Annotated in this window: 21 protein-coding genes; 8 read left to right on the top strand and 13 right to left on the bottom strand. The window is 52.1% G+C overall.

What is annotated here, in order from left to right:
- Nucleotides 1–12 precede the first annotated feature (12 nt).
- The 11 genes from atpH to ravA all read right to left on the bottom strand — a co-directional run bounded on the left by atpH (nt 13) and on the right by ravA (nt 10,249).
- Entirely contained in the window at nt 13–546 is a 534-nt protein-coding gene (gene atpH, locus FDP13_RS08300; protein ID WP_015848478.1) for a F0F1 ATP synthase subunit delta, read from the bottom strand.
- 14 nt (nt 547–560) lie between these two features.
- A complete protein-coding gene (gene atpF, locus FDP13_RS08295) occupies nt 561–1,031 on the bottom strand; it encodes a F0F1 ATP synthase subunit B (RefSeq protein WP_015848477.1) in 471 nt (156 codons plus the stop codon).
- A gap of 63 nt (nt 1,032–1,094) precedes the next feature.
- A complete protein-coding gene (atpE, locus tag FDP13_RS08290) occupies nt 1,095–1,334 on the bottom strand; it encodes a F0F1 ATP synthase subunit C (RefSeq protein ID WP_004093904.1) in 240 nt (79 codons plus the stop codon).
- 48 nt (nt 1,335–1,382) lie between these two features.
- Complete coding sequence (gene atpB / locus FDP13_RS08285) at nt 1,383–2,174, bottom strand: F0F1 ATP synthase subunit A (protein ID WP_015848476.1); 792 nt, start codon at nt 2,172–2,174, stop codon at nt 1,383–1,385.
- 22 nt (nt 2,175–2,196) lie between these two features.
- Entirely contained in the window at nt 2,197–2,580 is a 384-nt protein-coding gene (gene atpI / locus FDP13_RS08280; RefSeq protein ID WP_015848475.1) for a F0F1 ATP synthase subunit I, read from the bottom strand.
- A gap of 620 nt (nt 2,581–3,200) precedes the next feature.
- Nucleotides 3,201–3,821, bottom strand: coding sequence for a 16S rRNA (guanine(527)-N(7))-methyltransferase RsmG (rsmG, locus tag FDP13_RS08275; protein WP_143839188.1), 621 nt, complete (start codon nt 3,819–3,821; stop codon nt 3,201–3,203).
- A gap of 76 nt (nt 3,822–3,897) precedes the next feature.
- The gene (gene mnmG / locus FDP13_RS08270; protein ID WP_143839187.1) at nt 3,898–5,787 is read right to left on the bottom strand and encodes a tRNA uridine-5-carboxymethylaminomethyl(34) synthesis enzyme MnmG; all 1,890 of its coding nucleotides are present in this window, start codon (nt 5,785–5,787) and stop codon (nt 3,898–3,900) included.
- Between the two features lie 378 nt (nt 5,788–6,165).
- Nucleotides 6,166–6,609, bottom strand: coding sequence for an FMN-binding protein MioC (gene mioC, locus FDP13_RS08265; protein ID WP_015848471.1), 444 nt, complete (start codon nt 6,607–6,609; stop codon nt 6,166–6,168).
- 90 nt (nt 6,610–6,699) lie between these two features.
- Nucleotides 6,700–7,164, bottom strand: coding sequence for a transcriptional regulator AsnC (asnC, locus tag FDP13_RS08260; RefSeq protein WP_015848470.1), 465 nt, complete (start codon nt 7,162–7,164; stop codon nt 6,700–6,702).
- A 107-nt stretch (nt 7,165–7,271) separates the two neighbouring features.
- A complete protein-coding gene (viaA, locus tag FDP13_RS08255) occupies nt 7,272–8,747 on the bottom strand; it encodes an ATPase RavA stimulator ViaA (protein ID WP_033577616.1) in 1,476 nt (491 codons plus the stop codon).
- Nucleotides 8,748–8,752: 5 nt separating this feature from the next.
- The gene (gene ravA / locus FDP13_RS08250) at nt 8,753–10,249 is read right to left on the bottom strand and encodes an ATPase RavA (protein WP_033577615.1); all 1,497 of its coding nucleotides are present in this window, start codon (nt 10,247–10,249) and stop codon (nt 8,753–8,755) included.
- Between the two features lie 262 nt (nt 10,250–10,511).
- Between ravA and kup the strand changes: the two genes are divergently transcribed.
- A complete protein-coding gene (kup, locus tag FDP13_RS08245) occupies nt 10,512–12,380 on the top strand; it encodes a low affinity potassium transporter Kup (protein WP_015848467.1) in 1,869 nt (622 codons plus the stop codon).
- Nucleotides 12,381–12,506: 126 nt separating this feature from the next.
- Here kup and qseC read toward each other — a convergent pair whose 3' ends face one another.
- A complete protein-coding gene (gene qseC / locus FDP13_RS08240; RefSeq protein WP_143839186.1) occupies nt 12,507–13,856 on the bottom strand; it encodes a quorum sensing histidine kinase QseC in 1,350 nt (449 codons plus the stop codon).
- Nucleotides 13,843–14,514, bottom strand: a complete 672-nt coding sequence (gene qseB / locus FDP13_RS08235; RefSeq protein ID WP_143839185.1) for a quorum sensing response regulator transcription factor QseB — start codon at nt 14,512–14,514, stop codon at nt 13,843–13,845. Before qseB ends, qseC begins: the two co-directional genes overlap by 14 nt.
- 204 nt (nt 14,515–14,718) lie before the next feature.
- Between qseB and FDP13_RS08230 the strand changes: the two genes are divergently transcribed.
- From FDP13_RS08230 to rbsR, 7 genes are all read left to right on the top strand, one after another.
- Nucleotides 14,719–15,120 carry a YgiW/YdeI family stress tolerance OB fold protein gene (locus FDP13_RS08230; RefSeq protein ID WP_143839184.1) on the top strand — a complete coding sequence of 134 codons (402 nt, stop codon included), beginning with the start codon at nt 14,719–14,721 and terminating at the stop codon, nt 15,118–15,120.
- A 447-nt stretch (nt 15,121–15,567) separates the two neighbouring features.
- Nucleotides 15,568–15,987, top strand: coding sequence for a D-ribose pyranase (gene rbsD / locus FDP13_RS08220; RefSeq protein ID WP_015848463.1), 420 nt, complete (start codon nt 15,568–15,570; stop codon nt 15,985–15,987).
- Nucleotides 15,988–15,994: 7 nt separating this feature from the next.
- Complete coding sequence (rbsA, locus tag FDP13_RS08215) at nt 15,995–17,500, top strand: ribose ABC transporter ATP-binding protein RbsA (RefSeq protein WP_015848462.1); 1,506 nt, start codon at nt 15,995–15,997, stop codon at nt 17,498–17,500.
- 7 nt (nt 17,501–17,507) lie between these two features.
- A complete protein-coding gene (gene rbsC / locus FDP13_RS08210) occupies nt 17,508–18,476 on the top strand; it encodes a ribose ABC transporter permease (RefSeq protein WP_015848461.1) in 969 nt (322 codons plus the stop codon).
- Nucleotides 18,477–18,502: 26 nt separating this feature from the next.
- A complete protein-coding gene (gene rbsB / locus FDP13_RS08205; RefSeq protein ID WP_027713604.1) occupies nt 18,503–19,393 on the top strand; it encodes a ribose ABC transporter substrate-binding protein RbsB in 891 nt (296 codons plus the stop codon).
- Between the two features lie 82 nt (nt 19,394–19,475).
- Complete coding sequence (gene rbsK, locus FDP13_RS08200) at nt 19,476–20,402, top strand: ribokinase (RefSeq protein WP_038927126.1); 927 nt, start codon at nt 19,476–19,478, stop codon at nt 20,400–20,402.
- Between the two features lie 3 nt (nt 20,403–20,405).
- Nucleotides 20,406–21,416, top strand: coding sequence for a ribose operon transcriptional repressor RbsR (rbsR, locus tag FDP13_RS08195; RefSeq protein ID WP_234424393.1), 1,011 nt, complete (start codon nt 20,406–20,408; stop codon nt 21,414–21,416).
- Nucleotides 21,417–21,833 lie beyond the last annotated feature (417 nt).

The following is a 21,833-nucleotide window of genomic DNA, read 5'->3' as shown; positions in this document are numbered from 1 at the left end:
GCTCCAGTCCCCTTAAGACTGCAAGACGTCTGCCAGACGTTCCAGACGACCACGAATACTGCCGTCTATCACCATATCGCCCGCGCGAATCACCACGCCGGCCATAACAGACTTATCAATTTTGCAATTCAGCTTCACTTTACGTGACAGACGTTGTTCCATTGCAGCGGTTATCCCTGATAACTGCTGCTCGCTCAACGTGGCGGCGGAAATCACCTCGACATCCACGGTCGATTCCAGCTCCGCACGCAATTGAACAAACTGTTCCAGCACTTCAGGCAGCACCGGCAAACGTCCGTTTTCAGCCATTACCCGGATCAGGTTTTGGCCCGCTTCATCCAGTTGATCACCACATACGGTAATGAACGTTTGCGCCATGGTCTGGGGAGCGATGGCTCCAGCCAGCATACCGGCAATATGTTCATTGCGCGCAACCTCGGCGGCGAACGCCAGCATCTGCTGCCAGCGATCAAGCGCCTGGTTCTCAACGGCAAAGTCAAAAGCTGCTTTGGCGTAGGGGCGAGCTACCGTGACAAATTCAGACATCAGCCCCTCCCTCCTTACAGTTCAGCGACCAGTTTATCAACGATGTCGCTGTTGGCAGCTTCATCCACGGAACGTTCAATAATTTTCTCGGCACCGGCAATCGCCAGAATGGCAACCTGCTTACGCAACTCTTCACGGGCACGTTTGCGTTCGGCTTCGATTTCAGCCTGCGCCTGCGCCACGATTTTGTTGCGTTCCGCTTCCGCTTCCGCTTTAGCTTCGTCCAGAATCTGAGCACGCTGTTTGTTTGCCTGCTCGATGATCACCTGAGCTTCCGCTTTGGCTTTCTTCAGTTGGTCGGTCGCATTGGCCTGCGCTAAGTTCAGATCTTTTTTGGCACGTTCAGCAGAAGCAAGACCGTCAGCAATTTCTTTCTGACGCTTTTCGATGGCAGCCATAATCGGCGGCCATACATACTTCATGCAGAACCAGACAAACAGGACGAACGCAATGGCCTGGCCGAGGATTGTTGCGTTAAGATTCACAGCACAATGCCTCTTTCATGAGTTAAATGAGTCGATGTCTTTACCTGGCAAGCTTACGCCTGCTTAGGCCACCGCAAACATCACGTACAGACCCAGACCTACCGCGATCATCGGGATAGCATCCACCAGACCCATAACGATAAAGAACTGTGTACGCAGCAGAGGGATCAGGTCAGGCTGGCGGGCAGCACCTTCCAAGAATTTACCACCCAGAATGCCGATACCGATTGCAGCACCGATTGCCGCCAGGCCCATCATCACAGCGGCAGCCATGTACAGCAGATCCATACTCAGGTTTTCCATGACAGTCTCCAGTTTGTTTCAGTTAAAACGTTGTAGTGTTGTGAAAAATCAATGCTCTTCAGATGCCATCGAAAGATAAACAACTGTCAGAACCATAAAGATAAATGCCTGCAGCGTAATAATCAGAATGTGGAAAATGGCCCAAGGCACATTCAGAATCCACTGTGACCACCACGGCAACAAGCCCGCGATCAGGATGAAAATCAGCTCACCCGCATACATGTTGCCAAACAGTCGCAAACCAAGAGAAACCGGTTTGGACAGCAGGCTAACCCCTTCAAGAATCAGGTTGACGGGAATAAACACAGGGTGATTGAACGGCTGCATGGTCAGTTCTTTCACGAACCCACCCACACCTTTCATCTTGATGCTGTAAAACAGAATCAGGATGAATACGCCCAGCGCCATGGACAACGTCACGTTAACGTCGGCGGAAGGCACTACACGCAGATAAGCATGTGCAGGATCATGACCGAGAGCGCTATAGACATGTGCCCAGATCTGCGGCAACAAATCGATAGGCAACAGGTCCATCAGGTTCATCAGGAAGACCCAGACGAAAACGGTCAACGCCAGTGGTGCGATCAGCTTGCTTTTTCCGTGGAACATATCGCGCACGCTGCCATCGACAAATCCCACGACCAGTTCGACTGCCGTTTGCAGCTTACCCGGTACGCCGCTGGTCGCGGTTTTGGCAACCTTGCGGAAGATCGCCAGAAAGAGTACGCCGAGAACCACGGAGAAAAACATCGAGTCGACGTTAATCGACCAAAATCCCGAGCCCACCTGCAAATGGGTCAGGTGGTGACCGATATACTCTTGTGGAGTAGATGCAGACATGATGTCTCTTACCCTTTTGTTGTTAACTACGGTAACGGTTAATTACAGCCGGTGCCACGATCTGCGTGATCAGCACCACTAAATACGTCAGGCCAAGCGGGAAAAAAGCCGCATGAAACACACCCAACGCCACCACCAATAGCACGATGGTGAAGAGCATTTTCAACGCTTCCCCAACGGCAAACGACCAGGCTACGCGCCCTTCCGGTGGCTTGTCTGCCTGATGCCGCACGGCAAACAGTATGAACACCATGTTTGGCAGCCAGGCTGCCAGCCCCCCGGCCAGTGCGGAAGCGCCTGCTTTAACGTTGCCAGCGCAAAACGCCACACTGACAACAAAAATCACCGCCAGCTGCAATAACAGCGATAACCGGGCAATCTTCCCACTGTAAAGGGATACAGACATGACGATTCTCCGTACCTTTTCAGAGGTATGCTGAATGACCGTATAAAACTGCCTTTGCAGTACCGAGTCAAGCAGCGAAAAACGAGCAAATTATACGGGTCATCCATGCGAATTCAATCGATAAGTAGCAAAAAGGTGAACGATTATTTAAATTTATTTCCGAAGCCTTATTTTCACTAACTATCCCCAAACTGCATTTTGGCGCCCCTGTACATCTGGTGCCGACAATATGTGATATTTCTCACATAAAATAGAACCGGACCTTTTATATCTGAATTGATTTTTTTTTGTCTTTGGCAAAAAAAGCCATATATGTTTTTTAATTTCAATAATTTAAAAAACCAACACCCACAAAACAGCCCGAATACAGCGTCAAAACCATCTATTGACAAGCAGGATATTTTTTTTCCATGTTTTTAACACAAATTCATCATCAAATCCTTTGCTGAACCATGAAAATATTTTGCTGTCATTGACCCTTTTCCCCTGGAAATGAAAGGTTATACAGCAGAGTTGTAAAATTAAGGTGAACATAAAGATGACTCTGGTCATTATTTCACTTTGAGCTATCAGTCTGAAAAGTTTACAACTATTCATGATTTCTTTGATAAATGACAAAATTAGTTGGGCTTTAGCACCACCAGATGTCGTTCCCCTTCCAGTTCAGGGACAGACAGCGGAATGACCTTTTCAACCGACACGCCTTGCGGCAGTAACCCCATTTCGTCATTCGGCACCACGCCTTTGAGGGCATAGAATCGCCCCTGAGGTCGTGATGGTAAGTGATGGCACCAGTTCACCATATCCTGCAGCGATGCAAATGCCCGGCTGATTACGCCGTCGAATGGCGGGTCAGATGGAAAGTCTTCAACGCGGCTCTGTACAGGCTCAATATTGCCCAGATTCAACTCATGCTGAACCTGACGCAGGAAGCGTACCCGTTTTCCCAGGCTATCCAGCAGGACAAAATGCGCGTCGGGGCGAAAAATAGCCAACGGTACGCCGGGTAAACCCGGCCCGGTGCCAACATCGATGAAACGATTTCCGACCAGATGCGGCTCAACCACCAGGCTATCCATGATATGCCGAACCAGCATCTGCTCCGGCTCACGTACCGATGTCAGGTTATAGGCTTTGTTCCACTTGTGAAGTAACGCTACATACTGAAGCAACTGGTTTTTTTGCTGATCGGTCAGCGTCATTCCGGCACGCTGCAGCAGGCTGTTAAGTATTTCGAGCACGAATGAATCCTGTTGTCGGTTTAAGGCAACATGGCCGCGAAAGCGGCCATGCATCAACATAAACGAGTGGTGGAGGTTAAGCGCTGCGGCGCAGCATACCTTGTTTTTTCAGCCAAACCAGCAGAATTGAAATGGCCGCCGGCGTGATGCCGGAAATGCGCGATGCCTGACCAATCGAGCTCGGTTTGTGATCGTTGAGTTTGGCGATAACCTCATTCGATAGACCGCTAACCTGACGATAATCCAGATCCGCCGGCAGCAACGTGTTCTCGTTGCGCTGTTGCTTTTCGATCTCATCCTGCTGACGAGCGATGTAGCCTTCGTATTTAACCTGAATCTCTACCTGCTCTGCGGCCTGAACATCAGGCAACGCCGGTGCAAACATCGGCAATCCAGTCAGCTGCGCGTAGTCCATTTCCGGGCGTCTTAGCAAGTCCTCCCCGTTGGCCTCGCGCGACAACGGCGATTTTAACAGGCTGTTGATCTGTTCTACGCCTTCAGAGTGTGGATGAACCAGCACATCGCGCAGACGTTGGCGTTCTTTCTCGATATTTTCCAGCTTCTCGTTAAAACGAGCCCAGCGTTCGTCGTCTACCATGCCCAGCTCGCGGCCAATGGCAGTCAAGCGCAAGTCGGCATTGTCCTCACGCAGCATCAACCGGTATTCGGCGCGAGAGGTAAACATACGGTAGGGCTCTTTCGTTCCCAGCGTACAAAGATCATCCACCAGCACGCCGATGTAGGCTTGATCACGGCGTGGCGTCCAGCCTTCCTGATCAAACGCCAGACGAGCGGCATTCAGGCCCGCCAGCATCCCTTGTGCCGCCGCTTCTTCGTAACCGGTCGTGCCGTTGATCTGACCAGCAAAAAACAGATTGTGGATAAACTTACTTTCCAACGTCGGTTTCAGGTCTCGCGGGTCAAAATAGTCATACTCAATGGCGTAACCAGGGCGAACGATACGCGCATTCTGCATACAGTCCATAGAACGAACGATTTGCCACTGTACATCGAACGGCAGGCTGGTTGAGATGCCGTTCGGGTAAATCTCGTTACTGGTCAGCCCTTCCGGCTCCAGGAAAATCTGGTGCGCGTTGCGATCGGCAAATCGCATCACTTTGTCTTCAATGGAAGGGCAGTAGCGCGGGCCGATCCCTTCGATCACACCGGCATACATTGGACTGCGATCCAGATTGCTACGGATCACATCATGCGTACGTTCATTGGTATGAGTGATGTAGCACGGCATTTGGGTTGGATGTTCGCTGGCTTTCCCCAGGAAGGAAAATACCGGCATGGGATCGTCACCATGCTGCGGCGTCAATACGCTAAAGTCGATAGTGCGGGCATCGATACGCGGCGGCGTACCGGTTTTCAGACGGCCAACACGCAGCGGCAGTTCACGCAAACGATGCGACAACGCGATCGACGGCGGATCGCCCGCTCGTCCGCCGCTGTAATTATCCAGACCGATATGGATCTTGCCGTCCAGGAAAGTACCGACCGTGAGCACCACCGCTTTAGCACGGAATTTCAGCCCCATTTGAGTGACCGCGCCGACGACGCGATCATTTTCGACAATCAGATCTTCTACGGCTTGTTGGAAGAGCGTCAGATTCGGTTGATTCTCCAGTGCCGTACGCACCGCCTGACGGTACAACACTCTGTCGGCCTGAGCACGAGTAGCGCGCACCGCCGGGCCTTTACTGGAGTTTAGTATCCTAAACTGAATGCCGCCGCGATCGATAGCGCGAGCCATCAACCCGCCCATGGCATCGATCTCTTTTACCAGATGACCTTTCCCAATACCGCCGATCGCCGGGTTGCAGGACATTTGTCCCAGCGTATCAATGTTATGCGTCAGCAAAAGGGTTTGACGTCCCATTCGGGCCGAAGCCATGGCGGCTTCTGTACCCGCATGACCGCCACCGATCACGATGACGTCAAAAGGATCCGGATAAAACATGGTGCTACACCTCGCGTGGTTGCGAATGATCGTTACTTGCCCTGGGGTGGGGGATTCTACTTAAGTTTGTACCGTCTACCAAGTGTGTTGGATCGATGGGTAGTTAAAGAAAGATCTTTTTATTTAAAGATCTCTTTATTAGATCTCTTATTAGGATCCCGATGTGCTGTGGATAAGCCGGGATCCAAAAAGAAGATCAATAGGTTATTGTCGATCATTAACTGTGAATGATCGGTGATCCCAGACTGTATTAGCTGGGATCTGAAAGGCTACTTATGCACAGCTCAAAAAATCACCCGCCGTTGTTATTTGGATAACTACGGGTTTTACCCGGCATTTTAAGCTATTTATCCACAAGGGGAGGATAAAAAAATCAGGTTACTTGAGTAAATTTATCCATGATCCCAGCCATGCCTCTGCCGGATCTTCCGGAATATCGTGCTGGGTAATGTCGATCTTCAACAGAGAGCCGATCCGATGCGCCCCCAGATCCTGCAGCAGTTGATCCACTTTAACGATCGCTGCGCAGAAGGTGTCGTACTCACTGCTGCCGATGCCGATGGCACCATAGCGAACTGCCGATAGATCGGGCCGTTGCGTCTGCAGATCGGCATAAAACGGTTGTAAGTTATCCGGCAGATCGCCCGCGCCATGGGTGGACGTGATCACCAGCCACAGATTTTCAGATTTAACCTCATTCAGTTCCGGGCCATGCAACAGCCTGGTGGTGAAATCATCCTGTTGCAGCAATGATTCCAGATGCTCGGCAACGTACTCGGCACTGCCAAGCGTGCTGCCGCTAATGAGGGTAATGTCTGACATACGCGATCCCGCCTGATTGATGACGGCACATTGTACGCTGTGATCTTGGTGGGATCTACCTGTGGATAATAGGGGGATAGTAAAAAAGCATCAGGGCACGATGGTACGCATAATCGGGTTCTGCAACGAGATCAGGGTTTCGGTGGACTGAATTTCATCAATTGTCTGAATCTTGTTGATAAGTACATGTTGCAACGCATCGATAGAACGACACATGACTTTGATGAAAATGCTGTAATGCCCAGTGGTGTAATAAGCTTCCACCACTTCTTCCAGATTATTGAGTTTCTCCAGCGCAGAGGGATAGTCCTTGGCGCTTTTCAGGATGATGCCGATAAAACAACAGACGTCATAGCCCAATTGTTTGGGGTTCACATCCAGCCGCGTACCTACGATGACGCCGGCCTGCTTCATTTTTTCCACCCGAACGTGGATTGTCCCAGGGCTAACCGTGAACTGTTTGGCCAGTTCGGCGTAGGGAGTACGGGCGTTATCCATCAGTGCATTGAGGATACCGCGGTCAAGTTCGTCCATCGTGTAAGTGTCTGCTGGCATGGCGCTACTCCGTGAAGGGCTGTCTGAAGCGTTTTACTGATTATTGCTGAATGAATCAACGGTCAAAACGGCAGGTTATTTCAGGATGCGATATATAAGAAGGGAGTTTAGACTTTTTCGGTCTGAAAGCGCCGCAACAGGCGGCTTTTAAGCCCGGTATCGAAGCGCCAGATATGATCGAAAATGCGCAGAATGCCGGGTTTGCCGTGCGCAGACATGGCGACGGCATGGAAACGGTGTTGCAGCCGGTGCTGGCGGCGTTTGACTTCGTTGACCAGCTCATCCGGCAGACGTTGAGCGATAAAATCTGAAATGATGACGGCATCGGCATCCTGCCAGGCTTGACTGTCCATTTTTTCCAGCAGCGCAGATACACAACTGCCGAGATCAGTGCCGCCCCGGAAAGTCTGGCTGAGAAAACGAACGGCTTCCTCCAGACCGCCTGGCGATGTTAGGTCGTAACTGACGATACCGGTGGAAAACAACATGATGTAACAGCGGCGGTTGTCCGCCAGGGCTATGCGCATCAGCGCCAGACAGAAAGCTTTGGCGCAACGTTCGTTAAATCCGCCCATTGAGCCCGATGTATCTACGCAGACGATAAACGGCCCTCTCGGTTGCTGCTCGCTATGCTGATGGACAACCGGCCGTTCAAGCGTTTTTTCCCGCCAGCTTTCCCCTTGCAGCCGGTAAGTCAGTAACCGATGTTCCGACAACCGACGATAAAACTCGAACTCCAGCTCACGGATCCCAAGGGTAGACAGCTCGGTGGGCAGTAGCCGGAGGATATCGTCGCTTTGATGAATGCCGCTGACTTGCTCCGGTGCAAACGCCGGTTCACGTACCATGATCTGAAAAGTTTCTTTAGGCGCATCATGGCTAAGCACCGACTTCGTTTCTCTGCTGCGACCCAGGCGTTCCGCCAGGCGTTGCAATTCCGGCTGTTGTTGCAAAAAAGCACCGGTTTCCAGTAACGCATGGAATGGTTGTTTCATCCGTTTGCTGGCGCTGAGATCCCACAGTCTGCCGGCGGCGGTATCATTTTCAGCGAGAATGGGTTCAAGCGCGCCGCTTATCGTCAGGCGTTTTTGGATTTCGTCCAGCAATTGGTCCCGCTCCTGCTCCATGATCTGCTGGTGCAGATTCAGGGTTTGCATCGTCAGGCTAAGGTGCCAGCGCTGCATGAATAAGCTGTGCTGGCTGCTGCTGATAGGATGTTCCGATGAGTGTGACGCGAAACAGACCAGTTTTTCGGCCTGACTCAGGAAAGGAGAGCCCACATGGTGCAAGGTGGACATAATGTCCGGCAGGCTGGATTGAAAGGTACGATCGCTAACCAACTGCGTTTGCTGATAACAGACGAACTCTTTTTCCAGCTCTGGAGGTGCCTGGGTGCTGCGCAAATGTTGCCGGAGGTTTTCTTTCCACTGCGGCAAATCACGCATCACGGCATTTTTCAGACGCGGGTACTTGTCGAAGAACATCACCAGTTGAGGTGTTGCCATCAGAGCCACAATCACGTCATCCAGCAGTTCGTTTTCGTCGAGGGATAACAGCATCTCCAGGGATTCCAGCGTCAGCATGATCGTTACTCCCGTTGTGATTGCTCAATTTGTTCATCGACCTGCTGCAGGCTTTCTTCAACCTTGGCGAGCCATTCTTTGGGAACAAATAAACAAGGCTGGTGACGCTCAAACAGTCGACGCTGCTCACGTAACTGAATTTTCAACGTTTCATATTCTTTAATTATTTCTTCCGGCAGTTCGCTCTTGATAGTGCCAGGCAGAGATAACACCGAGCTTTGCAAGCTGATATCGCGAATGATCACATGCTGGCGCTCATCCACTTCCATATCCAGATGCTGGCTAAAACCGATGCCGTTGAGCTTCCCGCGAATTTCACCGCCTTTCTGTAACCAGTTTTCCAACGCCTCCCGATCGAGGGTCACGTGGGTTACCGTGTAATCATGCAGCAGTAAGGGTTTTTGCAGCATCAGCGTTATTTCAGGCGACGTCAGGCTTTCAGGCAGCGAATGATGCGGCTTTCGGCCGAAAAAGTTAACCTGGCGTTCAACCTTAAACGCCTGCTGTTCACTTTGTTGCTGCTGGTATTGCTGACGCTTCACATTCAATTGCTGTAAGCGGAATAACAGTGTTCGCTGTTGATAGGCTTGCTCGCTCATCAATTGTTGCAACTGCTGCTCCACCAATTCGTGGGTGCTGAGGTCATGCCACAGGCAATCCTTAAGGAGAATAAGATCGACCGGGGTGATCGTTTCTCGTCCGCTAAAGAAGGCGCAGGCTTGCAATAAACGGATGGCTTTCTTCCAGCGCCGATCAGAGACGTATGGCGAGCCATCCTGCGTATCCAGGCGCTGGCGCAATTGATAAATCAGTTCGAAGCAATTTTCCGGCAACGGTATATTCTCAATATGAGATTGCCATTGTTGGTACTCTTCGTCGCTGACGCTCAGTGCCGGGCTGATAAGGTTGTCTTGTTCGGAAGGTGAAGCGGTGAGCATGGCGCGGAAATTATGTTTATCCTGCACCCGGTCTAGCCAGAGGCGGATCAGCATACGGTCATACAGCGCTTCCAGACTGCTGTCTGCTTCAGGCAATTCGTTTGAGGCCGTGACCAGCAGCCGCATCGGGATCGGCTCTTCGCTGTTACCGTTGCGAAAACGTCGCTCGTTAATTGCGGTCAGTAGGGTATTGAGGATGGCGGGGCCGGCTTTCCAGATTTCATCCAGAAACACAATTTCAGCTTCCGGCAGATAGCCGGTCGTCAGACGCTGATAGCGCCCTTCATCTTTCAGCGCCTGAATGGATAACGGGCCGAAGACTTCTTCCGGCGTTGAAAAACGCGTCATCAGGTATTCGAAGGCGCGCGCATGTCTGAATGCGTATTTCAGTCGGCGAGCGATCAGGCTTTTGGCTATTCCCGGCGGCCCCAGCAGAAAGACGCTCTCGCCGCTGAGCGCCGCCAGCAGGCAAAGTCGGATGGCATGTTGCCGTTCATAAAGACCGTGTTCGAGAGCATGGCTCAGGCGAGAGATACGGTCAGCCAGCGCTGTGGGTTGTATCATAATTGATCCGTCATTGCTGTGAATAGCCGTCGGAAAGAGTCTGTGAAAACGTCAAAAAGATTACGTTTTCTTCATTAGCTATACATTAATTATTGTCACCATTACTGGCGTTAATCAACAAAGCTACCTGTCCTGAGTCAGAACGAAGCTAGTATTAAAAAATGGGCTTTTAACGTGATTTGTGCATACTGTGCGTTTTCGGGCTACTCCAACCAGAATAAGGCCCGATTTGTTAATGAATTGATAACAGAAGACAAGGTTTATGAATTCAGAACATAAACGTTCACTTCCAGCGGTCACGCTGGCTGCCATCGGGGTTGTGTATGGCGATATCGGCACCAGCCCGCTTTATACGCTGAGGGAGTGTCTTTCCGGACAGTTTGGCTTTGGGGTGGAACCTGATTCCGTCTTTGGCTTTCTCTCTCTGATCTTTTGGCTGCTGGTACTCGTCGTCTCTCTTAAGTATCTCAGCTATGTCATGCGCGCCGATAACGCCGGTGAAGGCGGTATTTTAACGCTGATGTCGCTGGCGGGGCGCAATACGTCCGATAAGGTTACCGCGATGGTGGTGATCATGGGATTGATCGGCGGCAGCTTCTTCTATGGCGAGGTGGTGATCACGCCGGCGATCTCCGTGATGTCGGCGATCGAAGGGCTGGATATCGTCGCCCCGTCGCTGGATACCTACATTGTCCCTATTTCGATCGTCGTTCTGACATTGCTGTTTATGATTCAGAAGCACGGTACCGGCAGAGTCGGCAGCCTGTTTGCCCCAATCATGATGCTGTGGTTTTTGTCGCTGGGCGTGTTGGGGGCTCGTAGCATTATTGCCAATCCGGAAGTGTTGCAGGCGCTGAATCCCAAATGGGCGATTAACTTCTTCATTCAGTACAAAGCGGTGTCTTTCTTTGCGCTGGGCGCGGTGGTGCTGTCTATTACCGGTGTGGAAGCGCTGTATGCCGACATGGGGCACTTTGGCAAACTGCCGATTCGTATCGCCTGGTTTTCTGCGGTGTTGCCGTCGCTGGTGCTTAACTATTTCGGTCAGGGCGCGCTGCTGCTGAAAAATCCGGAAGCCATCAAAAACCCGTTCTTTCTGCTGGCGCCGGATTGGGCGCTGATTCCACTGCTGGTGCTGGCTACGCTGGCTACCATCATCGCTTCTCAGGCGGTGATTTCAGGGGTGTTCTCGCTGACTCGTCAGGCGGTGCGTCTGGGGTATCTGCCGCCTATGCGTATCGTGCATACTTCGGATATGGAGTCCGGGCAGATTTACATTCCGGCGATTAACTGGTTGCTGTATGTGGCGGTGGTCATCGTCATCGTCAGCTTTGAGCATTCCAGTAGTCTGGCCGCCGCTTACGGGATTGCCGTGACCGGCACCATGGTGCTTACCAGTATCCTGTCCTGTACGGTGGCGGTGAAAAACTGGCACTGGTATCGCTATCTGGTCTGGTTGCTGTTGGTGGTGCTGTTGGCTATCGATTTGCCGATGTTCCTGGCCAACGTAGTGAAGATTATTTCTGGTGGTTGGTTGCCGCTGGCGCTGGGGATGGTGATGTTCATCATCATGACTACCTGGAAAAGTGAGCGTTTCCGGCTGTTGCGCCGTATCCACGAGCACGGTAATTCGCTGGATGCGATGATCGTTTCGTTGGAGAAGAACCCTCCCGTTCGTGTGACGGGAACGGCTGTTTATCTTTCGCGCGCTACCCACGTCATTCCGTTTGCCTTGTTGCACAACCTTAAGCACAACAAAGTGTTGCATGAGCGCGTCGTGTTGCTGACCATGAGGACCGAAGACGCGCCTTATGTGCATAACGCCCGCCGTGTTTCGGTGGAGCAACTGTCTCCGACTTTCTGGCGTGTTGTCGCCAGCTATGGCTGGCGCGAAACGCCGAATGTCGAAGAGGTCTTCCATCGTTGCTGGCAGGATGGGCTGACTTGCCAGATGATGGAAACGACGTTCTTCCTGTCGAATGAATCGTTGATGATGGGCGCTCGCCCTTGGTATCTGCGCATTCGCGGTAAACTGTTCATGATGCTGAGCCGCAACGCGCTACGTGCGGCAGACCAGTTCGAAATTCCACCGAACCGGCTGATCGAACTCGGGATTCAGGTCGAAATCTGATTCCTGATAGGAAAACGTTGTCGATGCGGGTGAGCTCTTAAGAGCTCGCCCGTTTTCTTGTCTGCTGACGACAACCTCGCCTCTTGCCGGCATGAGCTTCTGTTTCTCTTCCTTGGTGGAGTCTTATCACCAGCTCAGCGTTGCGATAAATCCGCCTTCCGGGCGGTTGGCAAAACGGGTTTGTATGCCGTGTAAACGGGCAATATTCTTCACAATCGACAGGCCCAGCCCACTGCCGGATTGCTCTTGACCAGGGGGACGAAAAAAACGCTCGCCGAGACGTTCCAGTACCTCGTTATCCACACCGGGTCCATCATCCGCGATATGTAAGGCGGAGTTGGTCAGCGTCAGTGTAATGGTGCCGCCTGAATGACAGTAGCGGATAGCATTATCCAGCAGGTTGCGTACCAGCAACGCCAGGAGCAACGAGTTCCCTTGCGTGATCACGGGAGATGTTGGTGCATCCAGAGCGATTTCCTTCCGGCCGGCTTGCGCCGCAGAATAATGCTCGATCACTAATTGCTGCAGCAACGGTTGCCAATGCACCGGTACGGATTCCCCAACGGCCGCGCCGGCGTCCAGACGTGAAAGCGTCAGCAGTTGATCAACCAGACGAGAGGCGCGATCGATGCCGAGCCCCAGATTCGTCAGCGCGTGCTGGCGTACCGCCGCATCGTCCTGCGCCAACTGTGCGACTTCAGCCTGCACCTTCAGTGCTGCCAGCGGACTGCGTAACTCGTGGGCGGCATCCGAAGTAAAGCGACGTTCGTGTAACAAACTATCCTGATGGCGGATGAACAACTGGTTGAGTGCAGTCACCAGCGGCTGAACTTCCTGCGGCATTCGAGTGATATTGAGCGGTGTCCCGTCATCCGGATTACGTTGATGCAGCCGGGCGGTAATTCGCCTTAGTGGCGCCAGTTCATAACTGAGTAACCAGAACAGCAGCACTAACAGTACGGGAAGCCCCGCCAGCCAGGGAATCAGGTTGGTTTTCACGATATCCAGCGTCATATCCTGACGGTAGTCCCATTCCTGCCCTACGACTACCACATAGCGGTGATCTTTGGTGGCCAGCCATACCAGACGCCATGTATCGTCGTCGTCTCGCAAACGGGAGTCAGTAAAACCATTCTGCTGATAATCAAAGATAAAATCTCTGCCGTTCTCGCCATCATTTAAAATCATCTTGCCGTCACGGCTAAAAATAGCGAATGCCAGTGCGTCATCGTCGAATTCACCACGCTGATGGCGTGACAGTTTGGGAGACGAGGGTAAAACCGGGGAGTTTTGCTGCCAGTTTTGTGGGTCGATAGCGGCCAGCCGACTGGCAAATAGCATTTGTTGGGTATCAAACAACGCATTGATGTTATGGCGGGTTTGTATCCATGACAGTATCGCGGCAAATCCGCCGATGAGCAGCATCAGTAACGTAAAACCCAATAGTAACCGCAACCGCAGGTTAAGTTTCGGCATCAACCGCTCCTAGTGTGTACCCCACGCCATGTACCGTACGAATGAAATGGTTGCCGAGTTTTCGGCGCAGATGATGGATATGCACTTCTACCGCATTGCTCGATACCTCGTCATCCCAACTGTAGAGTTTTTCCTCTAACTGGTTGCGGGTAAGGATGTGGGTAGGGTTCATCAGAAACAGTTCCAGCAATGCCAGCTCGCGTGATTTTAGTGCCAGTGATACTCCATTGTGGGTGACCTGGCGTGACCCCAAATCCAGTGTAACGGCGCCGTGCCTGAGCACGGGCTGTAATTGACCATAACGTCTACGGATGAGCGCCTGCAAACGGGCGGCGACCTCCGCCAGCTCGAAAGGTTTACAAAGGTAATCGTCGGCGCCTTGCTGCAACCCTTGGACGCGTTGTTCGAGGGCATCGCGCGCGGTCACTACAAGTACGGGAACGTCGTACCCGTGTTGGCGCCATTGTCGCAAAATATCCAGCCCGTCGATTTCGGGCAGGCTGAGATCCAGCAACACCGCGTCATAAGGTGCGCTGGTGAGCGCATTCATGCCTTCCCGGCCCTGGGTAAACCAGTCGACGTTAAACCCGAGTTTGATTAGCCCGGCTTTGATGCCGTCGCCAATCAGACGGTCATCTTCGATTACCAATATACGCATCGTCCCTCCTGCCTTTTTTGGGTGTTTATACGTTTTTCCGCCATTGATGAACAGGACGACCTCGTCATGGCGCGAGACGGCCCGCAATCCGGATAAATAACGTGACGCCGACGTAAGCTTTAAGATCTTGTTAAGAACTTTTGGGTTCAATCGTTGCAACCAAACCATTTGACTTACCCCATCAAAACGTCAGGAGAGTATTTCATGAAGAAACGCATTGTGCTGATTGCTGCCGCGGCATTGTTTTCCGCCTCGTTATCTGCCGCTCAGAATGGGGGATTTCTCGGTCCGAATACGTCGAGTTCGGCCACTTCCCAGAGCGGCGGTTTTTCCGGTCCGGATGCTAGCCTGACGACGGTGGCGCAAGCTAAAGAAATGCGCGACGACAGTTGGGTCAGATTGCAGGGCAATATTACCCAGCGGGTGGGTAGCAATGACTATCAGTTTCATGATGCCACCGGCACGCTGATGGTGGAGATCGATGATAAGCGATGGGAAGGTCAAACGATTACTCCGGAAGACTTGGTGGAACTGAAAGGTGAGCTGGACAAAGAATTTGGTTCGGTTCAACTGGATGTGAAACAGATACGGAAGATTCAGAAATAATCCCATGCTATCGGGCGGGTCTTAACCCGCCTTTTGCGCAGCCGCGAACTGCGTTCAACTCTGGCTCCCGGCTGCGTGGTCGCTCATCCGAATCACTGACTTGAGTCAACTCCAGAGGATGAAATGAGAGGCATCCTGTTCCTCACCGGAGGCCAGCTGTTGGCGGGCCAAACTCGTTCCCAACGAATTTTTCACACGGCCGCCGTGTTACAACGCTCTTAACGGGCCTTGCCCTGGCGGGCTAACGCGTTGCGTTGTTCAACACGCAATACGTGTTGCCCTACAACTCGAATTATCGAGGGGATAATCACTTAACATCTTCCTTATTTTTACGCCAACGAAACGTTTCGATAACGATCACATTTTCATAAGATAATCGTTGCCTTCTACTGTTCTTTTTCTACACTTACTGCACAAGCGAAACGTTTCGCTCTCAGGGTAAATAAAATGAAAAAAGGTGTGTTACTTAATTCCGATATCTCGTCGGTGATTTCCCAACTGGGACATACCGACCAGATTGTGATTGCCGATGCCGGTTTGCCGATTCCGGAAACCACAAGCCGTATCGATTTGGCTTTGACCCATAATGTACCTGGTTTTTTACAGGTGCTGGATGTGGTGACGGCGGAGATGCAGGTTGAGGCTGCAATCCTGGCTCAGGAAATCGTCGAGAAAAATACGCCGCTCCATGACGCATTACTAAAGCAGTTAGCACAACTTGAACAACACCAGGGAAATACCATTTCACTGCATTACGTCAGCCACGAAGAGTTTAAAAAACAAACTGGCCAAAGCCGAGCCATTATTCGTACCGGGGAATGTTCTCCCTATGCGAATGTGATTCTTTGTGCTGGCGTCACCTTCTGAGGTAGCGATGCAACCTTTACTGCAATTGCAAGGCATCACCAAAACTTTTCCCGGCGTTAAAGCGTTGTCTGGCGCAGCATTAAATGTTTACCCAGGCAAAGTGATGGCGCTGGTGGGAGAAAACGGTGCCGGCAAATCCACCATGATGAAAGTGCTGACGGGCATTTACCGTCGGGATGCCGGCAGTATCCAGTTTCTGGGGAGTGATGTTGATTTCAGCGGCCCTAAAGCCTCTCAGGAAGCCGGGATCGGCATTATTCATCAGGAACTGAACCTGATTCCTCAACTGACTATTGCGGAAAATATTTTCCTTGGACGTGAATTTACCAACCGTCTGGGGCGTATTGACTGGAAACGAATGTACATCGAGGCGGATAAACTGCTTAAGCGGTTGAATCTGCGTTATGACAGCCGTCGTCTGGTCGGGGAATTGTCGATTGGCGATCAGCAGATGGTTGAAATCGCCAAGGTACTGAGCTTTGAATCTCGGGTCATCATTATGGATGAACCCACCGACGCATTGACGGATACCGAAACCGCATCGTTGTTTAGCGTGATCAAGGAATTGCAGTCTCAAGGCTGCGGCATTGTCTATATTTCTCACCGATTGAAAGAAATTTTTGAAATTTGCGACGATGTGACCGTGTTCCGTGACGGCCAGTTCATTGGCGAGCGCTCGGTGAGCGAATTACAGGAAGACTCACTGATTGAAATGATGGTGGGACGTAAGCTGGAAGATCAGTATCCCCGTCTCGATCAGGCACCCGGCGATGTGCGTTTGCAGGTTAGCGAATTGTCCGGCCCAGGGGTGGAAAACGTGAGTTTCACCCTGCGTAAAGGTGAAATTCTCGGGGTGGCCGGATTAATGGGCGCCGGTCGCACCGAATTGATGAAAGTGCTGTATGGCGCGTTGCCGCGTACCCACGGCAAAGTCTCTCTGGACGGTAATGACGTGCTGGCCCGCAGCCCGCAGGACGGACTCGCCAACGGCATCGTCTATATTTCCGAAGACCGTAAACGAGACGGGCTGGTGCTCGGCATGTCGGTGAAGGAAAACATGTCCCTGACGGCGTTACGTTATTTCAGTAACGCAGCGGGGTCGTTGCGGCACGGCGATGAACAACAGGCGGTGGGCGATTTCATCCGTATGTTCAATATTCGCACGCCGTCCATGTCTCAGCCGATTGGGCTGTTGTCTGGCGGTAATCAGCAAAAAGTGGCGATTGCCCGCGGGCTGATGACGCGTCCCAAGGTATTGATTCTGGATGAGCCGACCCGCGGTGTGGATGTCGGCGCCAAAAAAGAAATCTATCAGTTAATCAACCAGTTCAAGCAGGAAGGGTTAAGCATCATTTTGGTGTCGTCGGAAATGCCCGAAGTGCTGGGGATGAGCGATCGCATTATCGTCATGCACGAAGGGCGTTTGAGCGGCGAGTTCCCGATTGAACAGGCTACACAGGAAACGCTGATGGCTGCGGCCGTTGGTAAGCAATACGGCGTAAAGCAGGAGTAAATCAGACATGAGTTCTCAAACTATCACAGCAAAGCGCTGGCTCAGCAAAGAGTGGCTGATGGAGCAAAAATCATTGATCGCCCTGCTGATTCTTATCGCTGTGGTGTCTTCGATGAGTCCCAACTTTTTTACCCTGAACAACCTGTTCAATATCCTGCAGCAAACCTCAGTGAACGCCATTATGGCGGTGGGAATGACGCTGGTTATCCTCACCTCCGGTATCGATTTGTCGGTCGGGTCGTTACTGGCGCTGACCGGCGCGGTAGCGGCGTCCATCGTCGGGCTTGAGATCAACGCTTTGGCGGCGGTATTCGCCGCACTGGCGTTGGGAGCCGTCATCGGCGCAGGGACCGGCATCATCGTTGCCAAAGGGCGGGTGCAAGCCTTTATTGCTACGCTGGTGATGATGTTGCTGCTACGTGGCGTGACCATGGTGTATACCAACGGTAGCCCAATCAACACCGGTTTTTCCGATGCGGCGGATGCGTTAGGTTGGTTCGGTATCGGGCGTCCTCTCGGCGTGCCTACGCCAATCTGGATTATGGCCGTGGTATTCCTGGCAACCTGGTACATGCTGCACCATACCCGTATCGGTCGCTATATCTATGCGCTGGGTGGTAATGAAGCGGCAACCCGCCTTTCGGGGATCAGCGTCGATAGAGTGAAAATCGTCGTTTATTCGTTGTGCGGTTTGTTGTCGGCTCTGGCAGGCATTATTGAAGTGGCTCGTCTGTCTTCCGCGCAACCAACGGCGGGAACGGGGTATGAACTGGATGCCATTGCGGCGGTAGTGCTGGGTGGTACAAGTTTGTCGGGTGGTAAAGGACGCGTGGTGGGAACGTTAATCGGTGCCTTGATTCTGGGCTTCCTGAATAATGGGCTTAACCTGTTAGGTGTTTCTTCTTACTACCAGATGATCGTCAAGGCGGTGGTTATTCTGCTGGCGGTTTTGGTAGATAACAAAGGCAGTAAATAACTTTTCATTCACACAGGAATTGAAATATGAACTTGAAGAAGATTGCTACTCTGGTTTCCGCTGTCGCGCTGAGTGCCACTGTCAGTACCAATGCGCTGGCGAAGGATACTATTGCTCTTGTTGTTTCCACGCTGAATAACCCGTTCTTTGTGTCGCTGAAAGACGGCGCGCAAAAAGAAGCGGACAAATTGGGCTACAACCTGGTCGTGCTTGATTCCCAGAACAACCCGGCTAAAGAGCTTTCCAACGTGCAGGATTTGACTGTACGCGGCACCAAACTGTTGCTGATCAACCCGGCGGATTCCAACGCGGTAGGCAATGCGGTGAAACTGGCTAATCAGGCCAAAATTCCTGTTATCACGCTGGACCGTGTGGCCGCCAGCGGCGAAGTCGTCAGTCACGTCGCTTCCGATAACGCCTTCGGCGGTAAAGTCGCTGGTGATTTCATCGCTAAAAAATTGGGTGAAGGCGCCAAAGTCATTCAACTGGAAGGCCTGGCGGGTACTTCTGCCGCTCGTGAGCGTGGCGCCGGCTTCATGAAGTCTGCCGAGAAAAACAAATTTAACATGCTGGCGAGCCAGCCTGCTGATTTCGATCGCACCAAGGGCTTGAACGTCATGCAAAACCTGCTGACGGCACATCCGGATGTCAAAGCGGTATTCGCCCAGAACGACGAAATGGCGCTCGGTGCGCTGCGTGCTCTGCAGACTGCCGGTCGTGACGATGTCATGGTGGTCGGTTTTGATGGCACCGCTGATGGCGTGAAAGCGGTAGAAGGCGGAAAACTGGCGGCTACCGTGGCTCAGCGTCCGGAGCAGATCGGTATCATCGGTGTGGAAACGGCTGACAAAGTGCTGAAAGGCGAAAAAGTACAGCCGATCATCCCTGTTGACCTGAAACTGGTTGCCAAACAATAACCACATCTAAACGTCATACCGCACGTGCAGTACGGCGCCACCCCTAACGGGTGGCGCACAATCAATATCGGGGTTCATGGTAATGAAATCAGGCAAGCTGGTAGTCTTGGGAAGTATCAACGCGGATCATATTTTGAATCTGGCGCAGTTTCCCCGTCCGGGCGAAACGGTGATCGGTAAACAGTATGGCGTGGCATTCGGCGGCAAAGGCGCCAACCAGGCGGTAGCTGCCGGACGTAGCGGCGCTGATATTGAGTTTATCGCTTGTGTCGGGGCGGACGATATCGGCGAGCGTATTCGCCAGCAACTGATTAAAGACCGTATTGATGTCTCCGCTGTCGAGGCGATTCCAGGGCAGACTACCGGAGTAGCGCTGATTTTCGTTAACGGTGAAGCTGAAAATATGATCGCTATTCATGCGGGAGCCAACGCAGCCGTCACGCCTGATTACCTGAATCGCTATCAACAGAAAATTGTAGCGGCATCCGCATTGTTGATGCAGTTGGAGTCGCCGCTGGAAACAGTGGCTGCGGCCGCTCGTCTGGCTCATGACAGCGGAACGAAAGTGATTCTGAATCCGGCGCCGGCTTGCCCGTTACCTGATGAATTGTTGTCGCTGGTGGATATGATCACCCCGAATGAAACAGAAGCGCAGATTCTGACCGGCGTTACCGTCGAAACCGAAGAGGATGCGCAACGTGCCGCACAGGTGCTGCATGATAAAGGCATTTCGACGGTACTGATTACTCTGGGTAGCCGCGGTGTTTGGTTAAGCGAGCAGGGTAATGGGCGGCGCATTGCCGGTTTCCGTGTCAAAGCGGTTGATACCATTGCCGCCGGCGATACATTCAACGGCGCACTGGTGACGGCTCTTTTAGAGTCACGCCCAATGGATGCCGCAGTTAAATTCGCTCATGCAGCGGCGGCTATCGCAGTAACTCGCCATGGCGCTCAGCCTTCCGTTCCCTGGCGTGAAGAGATTGATGCCTTCCTGAATGCACAGGAGTAATCCTTGGCGACAATGAAAGACGTGGCCCGTCTGGCTGGGGTATCCACATCAACGGTTTCTCATGTCATCAACGATAACCGCTATGTCAGCGATGCCATTCGCAGCCGGGTAATGCAAGCGGTTGAACAACTAAACTACGCGCCGTCGGCGCTGGCGCGTAGCCTTAAAATCAACCAGACCCGCACCATCGGCATGTTGTTGACTGCCAGTAGCAACCCGTTTTACGCCGAGGTCGTTCGCGGTGTGGAGCGTTGCTGCTATGAACGAGGTTATAGTCTGATTCTGTGTAATACCGAAGGCGATCATCACCGTCTGAGTCGCAGTCTGGAAACATTATTGCAGAAGCGGGTGGATGGGCTGTTATTGATGTGCACTGAAAGTCATATGCCTTCGCCCGATATTATTCGCCGTTACCCCTCGATTCCTGTGGTGATGATGGATTGGGCACCTTTTGAAGGCAGTAGCGACATTATCAAAGATAATTCGTTGCAAGGCGGCGAGATGGCGACTCGTTACCTGATTTCTCAGGGCTACCGCAAAATCGCCTGCATTGCTGGCCCACAGGATAAAACCACCGCGCATAATCGGCTGGAAGGTTATCGTAAGGCGATGCATCAGTCAGATTTGTCGATTCTTCCCGGTTATGAGGTTATCGGCGATTTCGAGTTTGAGGCCGGGTTTCTCGCCATGCAACAACTATTGGCATTACCGGAGCGCCCCGAAGCGGTCTTTACCAGTAATGATGCGATGGCGGTAGGTGTTTATCGTGCATTGTACGAAGCCGGGTTATCTATCCCTGAGGATATGGCGGTCGTTGGCTATGACGATATTGAACTGGCGCGCTACCTGTCTCCACCATTGACGACGATTCATCAGCCGAAAGGTGAACTGGGTGAGCTCGCGATCGATACTTTGCTCCATCGGCTGGAACATCCAGACGCAGAGCACAATATACTGGTATTGACGCCGGAACTAATCATTCGGAATTCCGTCGGTAAACTGCCTCGTAGTTGAACCTCTTCTTTAATTTCTGGCGCTTTATGCCGCTGTAAAGCGGCATATTGTCCAATTCCCACCCGGTTTGTTTGAAAATCATCCGATTGATGATTTTTTTGTATTTATCGCTTGTCAGGCCAGAAGAACTCCCTATAATGCGCCTCCACTGACACGGCAACAGCGGCAACGCAGCGCGGTGTCAGGAAGAGAAAACGAAAAAAAGCGTTGACTCTTCATGAGGAAAGCGTAGTATACGCCACCTCGCGACAGCAGGCTCAGGCCGGTCGCACTGCTCTTTAACAATCAATCAGACAATCTGTGTGGGCACTCGCAGGACGCTTCACTAAAAAATTAGTGAAAAGTCTTGAAGAGTGACAACAGTTAATTCATTACGAATAAACAGTAAATTCTTTGAGCACCGTTTTCTTCGGAAAA

It is taken from the genome of Dickeya sp. ws52 (genome assembly GCF_007210685.1).
GTDB classification, from domain to species: Bacteria; Pseudomonadota; Gammaproteobacteria; order Enterobacterales; family Enterobacteriaceae; genus Dickeya; species Dickeya chrysanthemi.
Note: the sequence above shows the minus strand (reverse complement) of the source record. Positions and strands in the feature narration are given on the sequence as shown.

What these genes read in the sequence shown, in the direction of transcription:
- atpH (WP_015848478.1), bottom strand. Translation starts at nt 546, where the DNA reads ATGTCTGAATTTGTCACGGTAGCTCGCCCCTACGCCAAAGCAGCTTTT.
- atpE (WP_004093904.1), bottom strand. Translation starts at nt 1,334, where the DNA reads ATGGAAAACCTGAGTATGGATCTGCTGTACATGGCTGCCGCTGTGATG.
- atpB (WP_015848476.1), bottom strand. Translation starts at nt 2,174, where the DNA reads ATGTCTGCATCTACTCCACAAGAGTATATCGGTCACCACCTGACCCAT.
- atpI (WP_015848475.1), bottom strand. Translation starts at nt 2,580, where the DNA reads ATGTCTGTATCCCTTTACAGTGGGAAGATTGCCCGGTTATCGCTGTTA.
- mnmG (WP_143839187.1), bottom strand. Translation starts at nt 5,787, where the DNA reads ATGTTTTATCCGGATCCTTTTGACGTCATCGTGATCGGTGGCGGTCAT.
- mioC (WP_015848471.1), bottom strand. Translation starts at nt 6,609, where the DNA reads ATGTCAGACATTACCCTCATTAGCGGCAGCACGCTTGGCAGTGCCGAG.
- asnC (WP_015848470.1), bottom strand. Translation starts at nt 7,164, where the DNA reads ATGCCAGCAGACACTTACACGATGGACGAACTTGACCGCGGTATCCTC.
- viaA (WP_033577616.1), bottom strand. Translation starts at nt 8,747, where the DNA reads ATGCTGACGCTGGAATCCCTGGAGATGCTGTTATCCCTCGACGAAAAC.
- ravA (WP_033577615.1), bottom strand. Translation starts at nt 10,249, where the DNA reads ATGATACAACCCACAGCGCTGGCTGACCGTATCTCTCGCCTGAGCCAT.
- kup (WP_015848467.1), top strand. Translation starts at nt 10,512, where the DNA reads ATGAATTCAGAACATAAACGTTCACTTCCAGCGGTCACGCTGGCTGCC.
- qseC (WP_143839186.1), bottom strand. Translation starts at nt 13,856, where the DNA reads ATGCCGAAACTTAACCTGCGGTTGCGGTTACTATTGGGTTTTACGTTA.
- qseB (WP_143839185.1), bottom strand. Translation starts at nt 14,514, where the DNA reads ATGCGTATATTGGTAATCGAAGATGACCGTCTGATTGGCGACGGCATC.
- FDP13_RS08230 (WP_143839184.1), top strand. Translation starts at nt 14,719, where the DNA reads ATGAAGAAACGCATTGTGCTGATTGCTGCCGCGGCATTGTTTTCCGCC.
- rbsD (WP_015848463.1), top strand. Translation starts at nt 15,568, where the DNA reads ATGAAAAAAGGTGTGTTACTTAATTCCGATATCTCGTCGGTGATTTCC.
- rbsA (WP_015848462.1), top strand. Translation starts at nt 15,995, where the DNA reads ATGCAACCTTTACTGCAATTGCAAGGCATCACCAAAACTTTTCCCGGC.
- rbsC (WP_015848461.1), top strand. Translation starts at nt 17,508, where the DNA reads ATGAGTTCTCAAACTATCACAGCAAAGCGCTGGCTCAGCAAAGAGTGG.
- rbsB (WP_027713604.1), top strand. Translation starts at nt 18,503, where the DNA reads ATGAACTTGAAGAAGATTGCTACTCTGGTTTCCGCTGTCGCGCTGAGT.
- rbsK (WP_038927126.1), top strand. Translation starts at nt 19,476, where the DNA reads ATGAAATCAGGCAAGCTGGTAGTCTTGGGAAGTATCAACGCGGATCAT.